Genomic DNA, 14648 nt, shown 5'->3' on the forward strand with positions numbered 1-14648 from the left:
TTGCCGCGCCGCCGCCGGAGCCGCCATGCGGCCACCAGGGCATCGTCTCGCCCGTCCGTTGCTTAGCATGCCTAAGCGCTACAGTTAGCCCGCTAAATGCAGGTCGGAGGGGTGCGGGCCGGGTGACGCAGCCCACCTGGGACGATGGAGCGGGGTAGGTCAGCGATCGTCCAGGAGGACCAGCAAGTGTCAGATGCCGCCATCGGACCGGTACTCGTCGTCGACTTCGGGGCGCAGTACGCCCAGCTGATCGCGCGTCGCGTCCGCGAGGCCCAGGTGTACTCCGAGGTCGTTCCGCACACCACCACCGTCCAAGCGATGCTGGCCAAGAACCCGGCCGCGATCATTCTTTCCGGCGGCCCGTCCAGCGTGTACGCCGAAGGCGCGCCCTCGATGGACCCCGCGCTGGTCGAGGCTGGGGTCCCCATCCTCGGCATCTGCTACGGCCACCAGCTGCTCGCCCGGGCCCTCGGCGGCACCGTCGAGCCCACCGGCGTCCGCGAGTTCGGCCGCACCGATGTCACCCTGACCGGTGACGGCGGAGTGCTGCACCAGGGCCTGCCCGCGCACCAGACCGCCTGGATGAGCCACAACGACAGCGTCACCAAAGCGCCCGAGGGCTCGATCGTCACCGCGTCCTCCGAGGGCGCGGCGGTAGCCGGGTTCGAGGACGTCGCGCGCGGCTTCGCGGGCGTCCAGTACCACCCTGAGGTCGGTCATTCGCCGCACGGCCAGGAGGTCCTGCGCCGCTTCCTGCACGACATCGCGGGCATCACCCCGCAGTGGACGACGGCGTCGATCGTCGACGACCAGGTCAAACGCATTGTCGAGCAGGTCGGTGACGGCCGCGCGATCTGCGGGCTGTCCGGCGGCGTCGACTCCGCTGTCGCCGCCGCGCTCGTCCAGCGCGCCATCGGCGACAGGCTGACCTGCGTGTTCGTCGACCACGGGCTGCTGCGCGCGGGCGAACGCACCCAGGTCGAGCGCGACTTCGTCGCCGCCACCGGGGTCAACCTGGTGACCGTCGACGCGCGCGAGCGGTTCCTCGACGCGCTGGCCGGGGTGACCGACCCCGAGGAGAAGCGCAAGATCATCGGGCGCGAGTTCATCCGCGTCTTCGAGCAGGCCGAGCGCGACCTCAAGGCGAAGGGTGACTACGAGTTCCTCGTCCAGGGCACGTTGTACCCGGATGTCGTCGAGTCCGGCGGCGGCGCCGGCACGTCGAACATCAAGAGCCACCACAACGTCGGTGGCTTGCCGGACGACCTGCAGTTCAAGCTGGTCGAGCCGCTGCGGCTGCTGTTCAAGGACGAGGTCCGGAAGGTCGGCCTCGAGCTCGGCCTGCCGGAGACCATCGTCATGCGCCAGCCGTTCCCCGGGCCTGGCCTCGGCATCCGGATCATCGGCGCGGTCGATGCCGAGCGGCTCGAGATCCTGCGCAACGCCGACGCGATCGCCCGTGAGGAACTGACCGCGGCGGGGCTGGACAACTCGATCTGGCAGTGCCCGGTGGTGCTGCTCGCCGACGTCCGCAGCGTCGGCGTCCAGGGCGACGGACGCACCTACGGTCACCCGATCGTGTTGCGTCCGGTGTCCAGCGAGGACGCGATGACGGCAGACTGGACGCGCTTGCCGTACGAGGTCCTCGAGCGCATCTCGACCCGGATCACGAACGAGGTCGCCGAGGTCAACCGCGTGGTCCTCGACGTCACGAGCAAGCCGCCGGGCACCATCGAATGGGAGTAGGGCGCTGACCTGCGTCGCAGCGGTGCAAGCCCCTGAGCTGCAGTTAGCGGGCTAAATGTAGCGCTTAGGCATGCTAAGGAACGGCGAAGGCCCCCGGAGGGATCCGGGGGCCTTCGTGGTGAGTGGGGGTGGGTGAGTGGAGCGGTGGGGGTGGAGCGGTGGGGGTGGAGCAGGAGCGGGAGTGGGGTCAGGGGGTGCGGTGGGGGCGGAAGGATGCGGCGAGCATCATCACGCCGACCAGCACCGCGCCCCCGGCGAGGATCCACCGCAGGTCGAACGTCGGCAGCCACGACACCCCATCGGTCAGCGCGTACGCCGAGACCAGCAGTGTCGCGATCCCGATGATCAGGGTGAACACGTCCACCCCTCGGCGACGGTCCGGAGCTTGAGACGCGGGCTCGTCGTAGTCGTACTCATATCCGTTGTCAGCCACGGCCGACCACCATCCTTCCGGCTTCGTGCTCCACGTCGAGGTTGATCTTGGCGCCACCGGCGCCGTCCGTGCCCAGGTCCGTCCCGGTGACCGCGCCCTGGCCGAGGCCGGAGGTGTGGTGGTCGAAGCAGTTCAACTCGCCCGCCTTGGTGTCGCAGGTGTACGTGACGTCCGCGGTCGCCGGAACCATGACCGTGATCTGCCCGGCACCGCTGGTCACCTTGGTCTTGACGTCGGCGTTCGCCGGCAGTTTGGTGAGGTCGAGGTAGATGTTGCCCGCGGTCCGCGAGTAGCTCGGCAGCACCTCGGCCGCGGTCTTCGGCGTCGCGTTGATGTTGCCGAAGCCGCCTTGGACGTTGTCGAACGGGACGGCCGTCAGGACCATGCCCGCGATCGCCAGCGGGATGGCGAGCCCGATCAGGCCGCGTCCGCCGCGGACGAACGATCCCGCGACCAGTCCGAGCCCGAGGACACCGAGGGTCATCCCGATGATGTGGTGCGCGGAGAACCAGTCGTTACCGCTGAGGTTGAGCAGGACACCGACAGCCGCGACCACTACGGCGATCGAATACGTCACGCCGGCGACCTTCGACCGGTGCCGGGGCACCCGCGGCGGGGGAGGCGGTGGGGTCGGGCTCGCCGCGGGCTCCGGGTCGGGCAGGTCCCAAGCGAACGGGGCCGCGCCGAGCGGGTCCCAGCCGGGAGCTGCCTTCTCGGCCGCCGCGGCCGACTCGGTGCCGCTCATCGAGAACGCCGCGTCGAAGCCGCCCTGCCCGTACGCCGGGGTCTGACCGAACTGCTCGTACCCCGCGGCCGGCACGACCGGCCGGTTGGACTGGCCACGCGAGTGGTGCAGCGCGTAGAGCCCGGCCAGGAACAGAACGAAGCAGATGACACCGCCGCTGCCGAAGAAGCCGCCGGAGAACAGCCCGCCGCTGAAGGTCCAGCCGGCCAGCGGGATCATCGCGATGCACAGCACCACCGTGAAGCCCGTCGACGCCGAGGTGACCCGACCGCGGCCGATCATGCCCTCGAACGCCGAAACCTGGTCGCGCTCGTCCGGGAAGAACAGCCAGCCGAGGATGTACAGCAACGGCCCGGCACCGCCGAAGATCGTCGCGACGACAAACGCCACGCGGACGATCACCGGGTCGATCCCGTACCGGCTGCCGATCGCGGCCGCCACGCCTGCCACCTTGCGGCCGCTGTGCGGTCGCCGCGGCCTGCTGGCCCAAAAGTCTCTGATTGTCTCCTCGAAGCCGTTCTGCGACTTCGTACCCCGATTTTCCGTCTCGCCACTCATGCCAATGAGAATGCGGCACGGCCGGTGGACGGCACATCGGGGAAGGTCCCTGAGTTTCCCCCGACCCCTCGCCGGTATCAGCCGCCCTCTCAGGGTCATTCCCTGATGAAACCGGACGCCTCTCGTGTGACCATGGATAACGTGCAGGAACACGAAACCGAAACAGCTGTGACGCCGGCCGTCCCCCCGGGCGCGGTCGGTACGCCCGGCGGGCCGCCGAAGATGTACCGGCGCCGCAACGGGCGAGCTGTTGCGGGTGTGGCCGGCGGCCTCGCCGATCACCTCGGCGTCAAGGTGCTCTGGGTGCGGACGGCGTTCGCCGTGCTCTCCGCGCTCGGTGGCGCGGGCTTGGTCGCGTACGGCCTGCTCTGGGTGTTCGTCCAGCAGCAGTCCGAGGAAAGCGCCACGGCGGTTTCGGCACCGGGCACCGCGAAGGAGCGGCAGCAGGCCTTCGGGCTGATCGTGCTGGGCATCGGCCTGGCGGTCGCCGGGGGAACGGTGACCGGCTTCATCAGCGGCTGGGGAGTCGTGCCCGTGGTCGTCGCGATCATCGGTGCGACAGTCGTCTGGCGGGAGGCCGACGAGTCTCAGCGGCGAAGGTGGCGCGACGGTGCGAAGGGTGGCGTCACCGGGGCGTTGTTCGGCGGAGGCGGCTGGTCGGCCGTGGTCCGCATCCTCGCCGGGGTCGCGTTGGTGATGACCGGGATCGGCGTGGTTCTGTTCCGCAGCGGCACCTTCGACCAGGTCCAGCTCGCACTGGTCGCGGTGTTCGCGACGCTGGTCGGCGTGGCCGTCCTGACCGTCCCGTTCTGGCTGCGCATGGTCAGCGACCTCGGTGACGAGCGGCGCGCGCGGATCCGGACCGACGAACGTGCCGAGATCGCCGCCCACCTGCACGACTCGGTTCTGCAGACGCTGGCGCTCATTCAGAAGCAGGCCGAGTCCCCGAGGGAGGTCGCGCGGCTGGCCCGAGGGCAGGAGCGGGAGCTTCGGGGCTGGCTCTACGGCCCGGCCGGCTACGGCAAGAAGGACGAGAGCGTCGAAGAGTCCTCGCCGTGCGGGCGGCTTTCCGAGGCACTCGCAAGCGCTTGCGGCGAGGTCGAAGACACCTTCGCCATCTCCGTGCAGCAGGTGGTCGTGGGGGACGTGGAGCTCGACGAGCCGTTGATCGCGCTCGTCCAGGCCTCGCGGGAGGCGATCGTCAACGCGGCCAAGCATGCTGGCATCGAAGAGGTCAGTGTGTATGCCGAGGTGGAGGCCACCGCGGTCACGGTGTTCGTGCGCGATCGGGGTAAAGGTTTCGACCCGGACGTGGTTCCCGGCGACCGGCATGGCCTCGCCGACTCGATTCGGGGGAGGATGGAGCGCAACGGCGGTAGCTGCCGGCTGCGCACCGCGCCCGGGGAGGGCACCGAGGTGCAGCTGGAGATGCCGATCAAGGTGAGCAAGGGAGCGACGTCGGCATGACGGAAAACCAGCAGAAGCGGGAGCCGGTCAAGGTCTTCTTGGTCGACGACCACGCGCTTTTCCGCGCCGGCGTCCGCGCCGAACTGGAGTCGATCACCGACGAGGTGCGGGTCGTCGGGGAGGCGGGTTCGGTCGCCGACGCCGTCGCTGGGATCGCGCGGACCAAGCCACAGGTGGTACTGCTGGACGTCCACATGCCCGACGGCGGCGGCGCCGAGGTGCTCAAGCGGGTCCGCCCGGACCTGCCGGAAATCGTGTTCCTCGCCCTGTCGGTCTCCGACGCCGCGGAGGACGTGATCGCCGTCATCAGGGCCGGGGCCAGGGGTTACGTCACGAAGACCATCTCCTCCAAGGAACTGGTGCGGGCGGTTGTCCGCGTTTCCGATGGCGACGCCGTGTTCTCGCCGCGCCTCGCGGGCTTCGTGCTGGACGCCTTCGCCGACCGGCCGGGTTCGGCGCCCATCAGCGACCCCGAGCTGGACCTGCTGACACCGCGCGAGCGTGACGTCCTGCGCCTGCTCGCACGCGGGTACGCCTACAAGGAGATCGCGTCGGAGCTGTTCATCTCGGTGAAGACGGTCGAGACGCACGTTTCGAGCGTCCTGCGGAAGACCCAGCTGTCCAACCGGTACGAGCTTTCGCGCTGGGCCTCGGACCGCAGGCTCGTCTAAACGGCGGGTGCGGGGTCGAGGGTTTCCGTCGGCTCGAGTTTCGGAGCGCGCTTGTGCAGGCGTGTCAGCGCGACACCGCCGAGCACGACGACCATCCCGACCACCACCCTCGGCTGGAGCGCTTCGCCCAGGAACACCGAACCGAGCAGCACCGACACCACCGGCAGCAGGTAGCCGACGACGGACGCTGCCACAGCGCCTTCGGACGCCAGGAGCTGGTAGTTCAGCGCGAACGCGATCCCGGTCGAACCCGCGCCCAGCACCAGCAGCGCGATCACCGCGCCGACGTTCGGGTGGATCGGGCTCAGCCCGCTGGTCGGCACCGCCAGCAGCATGAACCCGCTGGCCAGGATCATTTGCGCGCCCGAGAGCGAGACTGGTGAGACGCCGACATTCGAGAGGTACCGGCCTTCGTAGACGAACGCGAACCCGTAACTCGCCGCCGCGATGAGGCACAGCACCGCGCCCCAGCTCGCCAGCCCGGATGCCTGCCACGGCGCGAAGATGAGCAGGATCCCGGCCAGCCCCAGGACCAACCCGAGCGAGCGGTACAGGCCCATCCGCCGCTCCCCGCCGAACATCGGCGCGATCAGCACGACCCAGAGCGGGGTCGTCGAGTTCAGTACCCCGGTGATCCCGGAGTCGACGGTCTTCTCGCCGATGGCGAAGAGCAGGAACGGCAGCGCGTTGTGGAAGAACGCGGCGACCGCGAGGTAGCCCCAGACACGACGGCTCCCCGGCAGCCGGTCGCGGCCCGCGTAGCACAGCGCCACCAGCACGGCGGCGCCCAAAACGAGCCTGACCAGCACCAACTGCACGGGAGAGAACGCGCTCAGGCCGATCTTGATCCAGAAGAAGCTGGACCCCCACATCAGCGCTAGCGCGCCCATCCGCAGCAGTGTTTTCGTCTCGCCCACCGGAGAACCCCCTTCGCTGTCCCCATCCTGGAGTTCCGGAACCGTAAGGACAAGCGCGAATAACTGCACCCAGGGTTTAGTAGAACTGTAAGATCGCGTCATGCTCGACGTCCGCCGCATGCAGGTACTCCGGGCCGTGATCACCAGCGGTTCCATCACCTCGGCCGCCCGCAACCTGGGCTACACACCGTCCGCGATCAGCCAGCAGCTGTCCACCCTGGAACGGGAAGCCGGGGTCGAGCTGCTGGAACGCGTCGGCCGCGGGGTGCGGGCGACCCCGGCCGGGATGTTGCTGTCCGAGCACGCGGAGGTCGTGAGCGCGCAGCTGTCCAAGGCCGAAGCAGCGCTCACCGAGCTCAAGGAAGGCCGGACGGGCCGGTTGGCGATCCGCTACTTCTCGACGGCCGGTGCCGCGCTCGTACCGCCCGCGGTGGCCGCCGTCCGACGCGAGTTCCCGGGGATCCGACTCGACCTGAAGCTCGTCGAGCCGGAGGACCCGATGCCCGAGATCGAGAAGGGCCGGGCGGACGTGGCGATCGTGGTGATTCCGCAGCTGCGCCCGCCGGCCAAGGGCATCGAGCTGGTGCACCTGCTCGACGATCCGTATCGGGTGGTGCTGTCCCGAGCGCATCCGTTGGTGCGCAAGCGGGTCCTTGATCTTGCCGAGCTGGCCGAAGACAGCTGGGTCGGCACCGAATGGCCGCCGGGGCCGTGCCGCGACACCGTGATGGACGCGTGCGCCGCCGCCGGGTTCACCCCGAACTTCGCCGTCGAGGCCGAGGATTACCAGACAGCGCAAGGGTTTGTCGCTGCGGGACTGGGTGTCTGCCTGGTACCGGAACTGGCACTGGGCAGCCAGAACGCGGGCGTCGTGACCCGGAAGATCCGGCGGCCCGAACCGTTCCGGCCGATCTACGCGGCCATCGGCGCGCACGCTCGGGAGAAACCGTCCGTACGGCGGCTCATCGAGGTTCTTCGCGAAGCGGCCGTCGTCGGCTGAGCGTCAGACGAAGAAGAGCTGTGACACCAGGATGCCGACGACGATCGCGCCCAGGATCGCGAGCGCGGTGATGATCCACGTCCGCTGCGCGGCGGAGTCGCGTGCCTGGGGCGGCGCGGGAGCGGGCCTCGGTGCCGGGGCGTACTGGGTCGGCGCCGGCTGCTGCTGTTGGGGCTGGATCTGCTGCGGCTGGATCTGCTGGGTGGGAAGTTGTTGCTGCGAAGGCGTTTGCGGCGGAGCCATTACCGGAGCCTGCTGTTGGATCGGCCAGGAGACCGGCATCGTCGGCATGGCCGGGGCCGTCGGCGGTACGAACGCCGTCTGCCGTCCTTCGGTGATCGCGCTGAGCGAACGGACCGTGTCGTTCATCGTCGGCCTGGTCACCGGATCCGACCGCAGCAGCTTGATCAGCGCGCCGGTCAGCGGACCCGCGTTGTGCGGCGTGGGCGGAGTGCCCTGCCCGTTCTCGCCGAACGGAGGCACTCCCTCGACAGCCGTGTACAGCGTCGCGCCCAGCGAGAAGACGTCGGAAGCGGGAACGGCCGGTTCGCCACGGGCCACTTCGGGGGCGCGATAGGCCGCACGCGGGCCGCCGCCGGTGATGCCGATGTCGGTGATCTTGACGCCGCCGTCGTCGGCGAGCAGCACGTTCCCCGGTTCGAGAGTCTTGTGCACTATCCCGGCCGCGTGCATGGCGGCGAGTGTCGAACCCAGCTGGATCCCCAGCGACGAGGCCTGTTCCGGGGTGAGCCTGCCGTGCTCGGCGAGGAACTGGGCCATGCTGCGTGACGGGATGTACTCCATCACCAGCCAGATGTCCGTGCCCTCGCGGAACACGTCGTGCACGGTGATCGCGCAGCCGTGCACCACCTGCGTCGCGTTGCGGCCCTCCGCGAGGGCCTGCACGCGAGCCTGCTCGGTCTGCATGGGATCGAGGCCCGGCGGGATGTACATCGGCTTCAGCGCGACCGTCCGGTGCAACCGCGTGTCGAACCCGAGCCAGACGATGCCCGCCCGGCCCCGGCCGATCGGCTGGTCGAGTCGGTACCGCTCGCCGACCACCGAACCTTCAGTACTCACAGCATTCCTTCAGCGATCACGGGTCAACTCGCCGGGCTGGTCGGCGTCGTAGTCGATGACGACGTTGGTGTGTCTGACGTCGAAGGCACCGATTTCGACGTCGTCGGCTTCGTTGGCTTTGTCGGCGTATCCACCGGCGGCGGGGGCTGCTGCGGGTCCGACTGCTGTTCCGAGGTGCGCCGCGACGACGTCTGCTGCTGACTGGTGGTCGGCGAGGTCGGCGCGGTGTCCGAGCTCGTCGGGAAGTCCTGGGTCGTCGGCACGGACGTCGGGGTGAACGACGGCGACGGGCTGATCGGGGTGTTCTGCGAGGCCGGTGCGGGGTTCTTCCCGCTGAACAGCCACAGCCCCAGGCCGATCATCGCCACCAGCACGACCGCGCCGATGAGGACCGGCATCTTCCAGGCGCCCGGTTTGGGCTGGTCTTCGTCCTCGGGCCGGTCGGCGCGGGATCCGCGCGCGGGCGGCGGGGGCTCGTCCTCGTAGTCCTCGTCGTCGTATCCGCCGGCCAGCGGGACGGCGCGAGTGGCCGACATACCGCCGTGCGGGGGCGCCGCCTCGTATTGGTGGTCGTACCCGTCGTAGTCGTCCTCGGGGTAGCCGGTCGCGGGGGCGTAGTCGTCGTCCTGCTCGTCGTAGTAGCCGCCGGGAGGCTCCGGGTTGTCGAGCAGCGTGCCCGAATGCCCGGCGGGCAGCTCGTCGCCGTTGAACGCGCGGGTGCCGTCCTCCAGCTCGCCGCCGGCGAGCATCCCCGCGACCGGCGCCATCATGGTCGGTCCGGCCGGGCCGCCCAGCGGTGTCTCGCCCCTGGCGACCGCCGAGAGCAGCTCTTCGGACTCCTCGGCCGTCGGCCGCTGGTGGATGTCCGGGTGCAGCAGGACCGCGAGCACGCTGGCGAGCGGCCCGGACTGCCGGGGCGGGTTGATCTGTCCGGCGGCGACCGCGTGGAGCAGGCTCAGCGTGTTTTCGCTCAGGCCGAACGGCGGCTGGCCCTCGCAGGCCGCGTACAACGTCGAGCCGAGCGAGAAGATGTCGGACTCCGGGCCGGGGTCGCCGCCGATGGCGACCTCGGGCGCGAGGTAGGCCGGGGTGCCGGCGATCATCCCGGTCTTGGTGACCGTGACGTCGTCCTTGGCGCGGGAGATACCGAAGTCGGTGATCTTCACCGTGCCGTTGCCGCCGAGCAGGATGTTGCCGGGCTTGATGTCGCGGTGCACGATGCCGACCGCGTGCGCTTCCTTGAGCGCGGCGGCGACCTGGGAGCCGATCCGCGCGACCTCGGTCGGCGGCAGCGTGTGGTGCTCCTGCAGCACGGCCGCCAGGCTGGTGGAGTTGAGGTACTCCATGATCAGGCAGGGCTGGTCGCGGTCGTCGGTGACGACGTCGAACACCGTGATGGCGTTCGGGTGATGCAGCCGCGCGGCGATCCGGCCCTCGCGCATCGTGCGCTGACGGGCGTCTTCGGCGTCGCCTTCCTCCAAGCCGGGCTGGAGGAGGAGCTGCTTGACCGCGACCGTGCGCGCCAGAACCTCGTCATGTGCCTGCCAGACGGCACCCATGGCGCCGGTGCCGATCCGCTGCACGATGCGGTATCGACCGGCGACCAGGCGACCCTCGTCGCTCACGCGACCTCCTTCTGGGGCTCCGGCCTTCTCCACCCGGTGGGTGACCACCGCGGTGGGCGGCGAGCAGATGCGGCGCCGCAGGGCTGGAGCGTATGCACATGTAGTGGTCTGTGACCGGCATTTCCCGAGACCGGTCCGTGACAAGGCTAGGCGTTCACTCTGCGCGCACACATCCGGCACGCTGTGCTCGCCCCGACCTGCGCTTATCCGCGCGGAGGGCCCAACCGCTCACTGCCGCTGTGAAGAGAGCAGCTTGGCATCGGAGATCAGGTTGGTGACACTGTCGGTGATCTTCAGGAGCTGCGTCACCAGCAGGTGGCTGCCGTCGGGCTGCAGCATCATCACCACGGCCTTGATCGACCCGTCAGGCTGGACGATGGCCTGCTGCAGCTGGATCGAGGTCATCGAGGCCCAGGTGCGGACCAGGTCGCCGGGCTGTTCGCCGGCCAGCAGCGGGTCCAGCAGGGCCAGCGCGCCTTGGGGGTTGCTGTCGACGGTCGTATAGAACTTCTTCACCGCGTTCAGCTTCGCCGACGTCGTGGGCGGGATTTCGCTCCGCGCGCTGGTCGGGGCCAGCGCCGCGGGGGACTCAGGCGTGGTCATGCCGGGTTCCTGCTGCGCGGCGGGGGACTGCTGGGCTGAGGGCTGCTTCGCCGCCGGGGTGGTCTTCGTGGAGTGGTGCTGGCCTGGGGCGGCCTGGTCGGGCACCGCGAAGCCGCCGAGGGCCGCCGCGCCGCTGATTCCCTGCGTGTCGGCTTCGGACGCGATCTGGACCCGATGCGGGGCGGTCAGCGTGGACGCCGCGATCCCGGACCCGATCACGAGCGCGCCCGCGGCCAGCAGGCCGATCAGCTTGGCACGCCGCGCGAGGGTGCTTTCCCGGTGTGGCGGCTGCTCGGTGTCCGCGTCGGAATCGTCCGCCGAGTCCGCCGCGTGGGCGCCGGCCCGCCTCTCCCGTGGGGGCAGGAACTTCTGCGGCTCGCGGAACACCTGCTCGAGGTACTCGCGGTCGACCCTGGTGTCGTTGAGGATCTCGGCGGGGATGATGTCCTCGACGTCATAGACCCCATAAACGGCATTCACGGCGTCTTCAACGGCGTCGATGCCGTTCGCGTCCGACGACTGGCGCCGGGCTCGCTGCCGATCGTGCACGGGTTTCCTCGCTGTCATTCCGGGCCGGTCCCGTTCGGGGATGGCTTTCCTGGGGTTCGCTGGGCTGTTCGGCCGCTGGTGCTGGGCCGTTCGGCTCACACATGGACGGGTCGGACCACGTGATTCCAGGTAACCCTGTGCTGTCCCCGGCGACCAGTACCCGTCGCCGGAATGCTGTCGTCCGGCGACGAACGGCAGCGTACGTCACCCACCCGGACCAGGGATAACCGCTTAACGCACCGCACGTGCAGCAAGCACGGTTATGCGCACGTGCAGCTGCAATTACCTGCCGTCGCTCTCGATCTTCGCGTCGTCACTGAAGGTCAGTGTTTGCTGCGTGAGCGTCTGCGTCCCATCCTTATGGGTGATCTCCACCGTGCTGACGGTGACGCCGCGGTTCTGATCGATGCTGATGTTCTTGACCTGGAAGTAGGCCACGTTGGCGTAGCGCTGCTTGAGCGCCTGCGGCCCCTGGTCGTGCAGTTCGCCGGTGGTGACCTGCTGGGCCGCGGCCGGGTCGCTGGCCACGGTCTTGAAGAACGTCTCGGTGTTGTTGCCCATGGTCGAGGCGTCCGCCGGCATCGAGTACCAGGGCGCGGGCGTCGTCTCGCGAGGCGGCTGGGTGTACGGCGGCTGTGGTGGGACGGAGTCCGTCGACGAGGGTGAGTCGGTCATCGTCGCCCCGGTTGTCGGCGCGGGCGCGGCGGGCGGGTTCATCCCGCCGTCGTTGCGCGCGAGCTGCTCGCTGGGGACGGTCCGGCTGCCGGAATCGGGCCTGGGGTCACCCGGTGCGCGCTTGGACGTGCCGTTGGGGAGACCGGCGACGTTGGGGTTCTGCTCGCCGGTGATCTGCGGGGAACCGCCCTGGTCGCCGGGCCAGCCCTGGGTCGCCTGGTTGATGTCCGGCTTGCCCACCAGCAGCGTGCCGGCGAACAGCAGCGAGACGACCACACCGCCGGAGGAGACAGCGGCGAACCACGCGGCCTTGCGCCAGGACTTGGGCGGGGTCACCGAAGCGGGGACGCTGCCGAGATCGAACGTGCCGAGCCCGTCGACCGGCGGCGCGAGGTAGACGCGCACCTCGTCGTCTTCCGAACCGGGCCGAACGGGCTCGGTCGGGGTGAAGGTGATCTTCGTGCGGCGGAGGACCGGATCCGACGCCGCTGAGACTGGGGACACTGCTGCCGCTGTTGTCCCGGTGGTCTCGAGCTCGGTCGACGCGGCCACCTGGGGCTGTGGGAGCGCCACCTCGCGACGCGGCAGGCGCGCGGGTTCCGGCGCGGCCAGGCTGCCCTGGACCCGCTGGACGGGAAGTTCACCGTTCGACGACAGATACCCGGAGGCGGATTCCCGGTGGGGAAGCTCTCCACGGTGTACGGAGGGCCGGTGCAGGGAGGGGAGCGGGAGCGCGCCGGCGGACGGCGGATCGACCGTTCGGCTGCCCAGCTCGTGCCGGCTGTGGTCGTGCCGGGGCGGGACGGCAGGCGTCCAGGCGCCAGCGCCGCCGCGCCGGTGTCGTCCTGCGCCCGCTGGAGGTTCTTGGATGTGGTCCGCCCCGCCGCTCATATCGTGACGACCGTCTCATGAGCGTCTTCTGACGGTGGCAGGGGCCGGGTTAAGCCGATTGGACGAATATCCGGCTGGGCGAACTCCTGAGCATCTGCACGCGCATGCACCGAAGAACGCGCACGGCCGTTTGCCGAACGCGTCTCGCGGGCATCGCCCGACCCAGACACGAGGGTCCTCACGTGCATCAGACTAGAAGCCGAGACCGTGTTTCGTCTCGTCAGGATTGCAAGTTGCAGCTCTTTCACTCTGACGGGCGCGGCCAAATGGGCGTCGCTCACGCTACGCAGTGCTATATCCCCAGTTGGCGCACTCGCCGTCCGTCACGGCCCCGGTCAGCCGCCGCTGCGGTACTTCGCTTGTGTCGATTGCAAGGCCTTGGTCGCGACGACACCGCTGCCGCCGGCCAGGATGATGGCGAGGATGTCCGTGCCGGCGGGACCGGCGGTGAGCAACCAGGCGAGCAGGGACGCCGCGGTGGTGCTGCCGGCGATCACCCAGCGGCCGCGCACGTACTGCGCCACCGGGGAACCGCCCGCGCGCTTGTTCGCGGCGTTGTTGAGCATTGCCAGATAACCGACGTGACCGAGGGCCGCCAGCACGCTGGCGATCGAGATCACGACGGCGATCAGGTTGATGAGCCAGTCCATGTGTCCAGTGTGCCCGCGTTATGGGGTATTCGGCTCGGGGAACACCCTGAGATTCGCGAAGAATTCGCGCAGCCCCCCGCGAGCCTCGCCGGGATCGAGGTCAGCGGCCGAGCCTGCCGCGGCCCAGATCGAGCAGCGCCATCGCCAAGCGGCGGCCTTCCGGGCCGAGCTCGCGGTACCGGGCGAGCACGTCCATCTCGCGGTTGTAGACGATCCGGGTGCCGCCGGCGGCCATCCTGGCGACGCCGATCGTCTTCGACACCTCGACCCGGCGTTTGACCAGCCGCAGGATCTCGGCGTCGAGGAAGTCGATCTCCTTGCGGAGCTCGCCGATCTCCTCGGCCGTCGGCGCCGGCAGGTCGACCACGTGACTGGCGCTGTCGGCACTGTCGGCGGCGTCTTCGTTGGCGGTCTGGTCGGTCTGCGCGTTCATCTGGACCTCTCTTGGGGCCGGACTCCCAGCCGGCCCCTGAGCAGACGAAAGCCCCGGGTCCGTGGACTCCGGGGCTGCGGGTGATAGCGCGTCGGGCACTACGCGATCACGGGAGCCGGAGTCCGGATCCCGTAGAAAAATCGGTACGCGTCGTGCTGCACCCGATCATTATGGCATAAAAGCCGACCTCCGGTGCCGGGCGCCGCGGATCCGCGCGTGCACGGCGAGGCTCATCGCCAGCCAGAAGATCGGGGCCACCGGCCAGAAGAACGGCGCGGGAGACACCGCCCACCGCACGGTCAGCAGCACCGCGAGCACCACGAGAACCGCCGCGTGGATCCGGAGCGTGACGTGGGGCGCAGGCCGCCTGCTCCGCGGGACCGGCTCCTTGGGCAGGTCGGCGGTGAGCGCGCCGAGTTCGTCGGTGTATCTGGCGGCGTAGACCGCGCTGAGGCGGTCCTCGATTTCTTCGAAGGTCAGCCTGCCTTCGGCGCCGGCCGCCTGGACGGCGTCGGCTACCCGTTGTCGGTCGTTGTCCGCGGCGCGAAGCCGGTTCGGGATCTGGGGTTCCATACCCGTCGATGCTCCGCGCGCCCGGTTCGGCG

Annotated in this window: 14 protein-coding genes; 4 read left to right on the forward strand and 10 right to left on the reverse strand. The window is 69.6% G+C overall.

What is annotated here, in order from left to right:
* The first annotated feature begins 144 nt into the window (after nt 1-144).
* Nucleotides 145-1746: a glutamine-hydrolyzing GMP synthase gene (gene guaA / locus JWQ81_RS21510; protein ID WP_297544261.1), complete on the forward strand. Its 1602-nt coding sequence runs from the start codon at nt 145-147 to the stop codon at nt 1744-1746.
* Nucleotides 1747-1933: 187 nt separating this feature from the next.
* On the opposite strand, the gene JWQ81_RS21515 is transcribed toward guaA, so the two are convergent.
* Both JWQ81_RS21515 and JWQ81_RS21520 read right to left on the reverse strand, forming a co-directional pair.
* On the reverse strand, nt 1934-2179 hold the full coding sequence (locus JWQ81_RS21515) for a hypothetical protein (protein ID WP_297544262.1): 246 nt from the start codon (nt 2177-2179) through the stop codon (nt 1934-1936).
* Nucleotides 2172-3482, reverse strand: coding sequence for a PspC domain-containing protein (locus JWQ81_RS21520; protein ID WP_297544263.1), 1311 nt, complete (start codon nt 3480-3482; stop codon nt 2172-2174). The genes JWQ81_RS21515 and JWQ81_RS21520 overlap by 8 nt, the downstream gene beginning before the upstream one ends.
* 132 nt (nt 3483-3614) lie before the next feature.
* Between JWQ81_RS21520 and JWQ81_RS21525 the strand changes: the two genes are divergently transcribed.
* Together JWQ81_RS21525 and JWQ81_RS21530 are read left to right on the forward strand one after the other, a co-directional pair.
* Nucleotides 3615-4949 (forward strand): ATP-binding protein, encoded by a 1335-nt coding sequence (locus tag JWQ81_RS21525; protein ID WP_297544264.1) that lies wholly within the window; start codon nt 3615-3617, stop codon nt 4947-4949.
* Nucleotides 4946-5620 carry a response regulator transcription factor gene (locus tag JWQ81_RS21530; RefSeq protein ID WP_297544265.1) on the forward strand — a complete coding sequence of 225 codons (675 nt, stop codon included), beginning with the start codon at nt 4946-4948 and terminating at the stop codon, nt 5618-5620. The genes JWQ81_RS21525 and JWQ81_RS21530 overlap by 4 nt, the downstream gene beginning before the upstream one ends.
* On the opposite strand, the gene JWQ81_RS21535 is transcribed toward JWQ81_RS21530, so the two are convergent.
* Nucleotides 5617-6537 (reverse strand): DMT family transporter, encoded by a 921-nt coding sequence (locus tag JWQ81_RS21535; protein WP_297544266.1) that lies wholly within the window; start codon nt 6535-6537, stop codon nt 5617-5619. The genes JWQ81_RS21530 and JWQ81_RS21535 overlap by 4 nt on opposite strands.
* 100 nt (nt 6538-6637) lie before the next feature.
* Here JWQ81_RS21535 and JWQ81_RS21540 point away from each other — a divergent pair, with 100 nt between their 5' ends.
* The gene (locus tag JWQ81_RS21540; RefSeq protein ID WP_297544267.1) at nt 6638-7537 is read left to right on the forward strand and encodes a LysR family transcriptional regulator; all 900 of its coding nucleotides are present in this window, start codon (nt 6638-6640) and stop codon (nt 7535-7537) included.
* 3 nt (nt 7538-7540) lie between these two features.
* Here JWQ81_RS21540 and JWQ81_RS21545 read toward each other — a convergent pair whose 3' ends face one another.
* From JWQ81_RS21545 to JWQ81_RS21575, 7 genes are all read right to left on the reverse strand, one after another.
* Nucleotides 7541-8617 (reverse strand): serine/threonine-protein kinase, encoded by a 1077-nt coding sequence (locus tag JWQ81_RS21545; RefSeq protein ID WP_297544268.1) that lies wholly within the window; start codon nt 8615-8617, stop codon nt 7541-7543.
* A 23-nt stretch (nt 8618-8640) separates the two neighbouring features.
* Nucleotides 8641-10242, reverse strand: coding sequence for a serine/threonine-protein kinase (locus JWQ81_RS21550; RefSeq protein ID WP_297544269.1), 1602 nt, complete (start codon nt 10240-10242; stop codon nt 8641-8643).
* 228 nt (nt 10243-10470) lie between these two features.
* Entirely contained in the window at nt 10471-11394 is a 924-nt protein-coding gene (locus tag JWQ81_RS21555; protein ID WP_297544270.1) for a hypothetical protein, read from the reverse strand.
* A gap of 282 nt (nt 11395-11676) precedes the next feature.
* Complete coding sequence (locus JWQ81_RS21560) at nt 11677-12960, reverse strand: hypothetical protein (RefSeq protein WP_297544271.1); 1284 nt, start codon at nt 12958-12960, stop codon at nt 11677-11679.
* 335 nt (nt 12961-13295) lie between these two features.
* On the reverse strand, nt 13296-13610 hold the full coding sequence (locus JWQ81_RS21565; protein ID WP_297544272.1) for a hypothetical protein: 315 nt from the start codon (nt 13608-13610) through the stop codon (nt 13296-13298).
* Between the two features lie 100 nt (nt 13611-13710).
* Nucleotides 13711-14043, reverse strand: coding sequence for a chorismate mutase (locus tag JWQ81_RS21570; RefSeq protein WP_297544273.1), 333 nt, complete (start codon nt 14041-14043; stop codon nt 13711-13713).
* Between the two features lie 168 nt (nt 14044-14211).
* Nucleotides 14212-14616, reverse strand: a complete 405-nt coding sequence (locus tag JWQ81_RS21575; RefSeq protein WP_297544274.1) for a DUF1707 domain-containing protein — start codon at nt 14614-14616, stop codon at nt 14212-14214.
* Nucleotides 14617-14648: the final 32 nt, after the last annotated feature.

The sequence above is a fragment of the Amycolatopsis sp. genome (assembly GCF_025464955.1).
In the GTDB taxonomy this organism is placed as follows: Bacteria; Actinomycetota; Actinomycetes; order Mycobacteriales; family Pseudonocardiaceae; genus Amycolatopsis.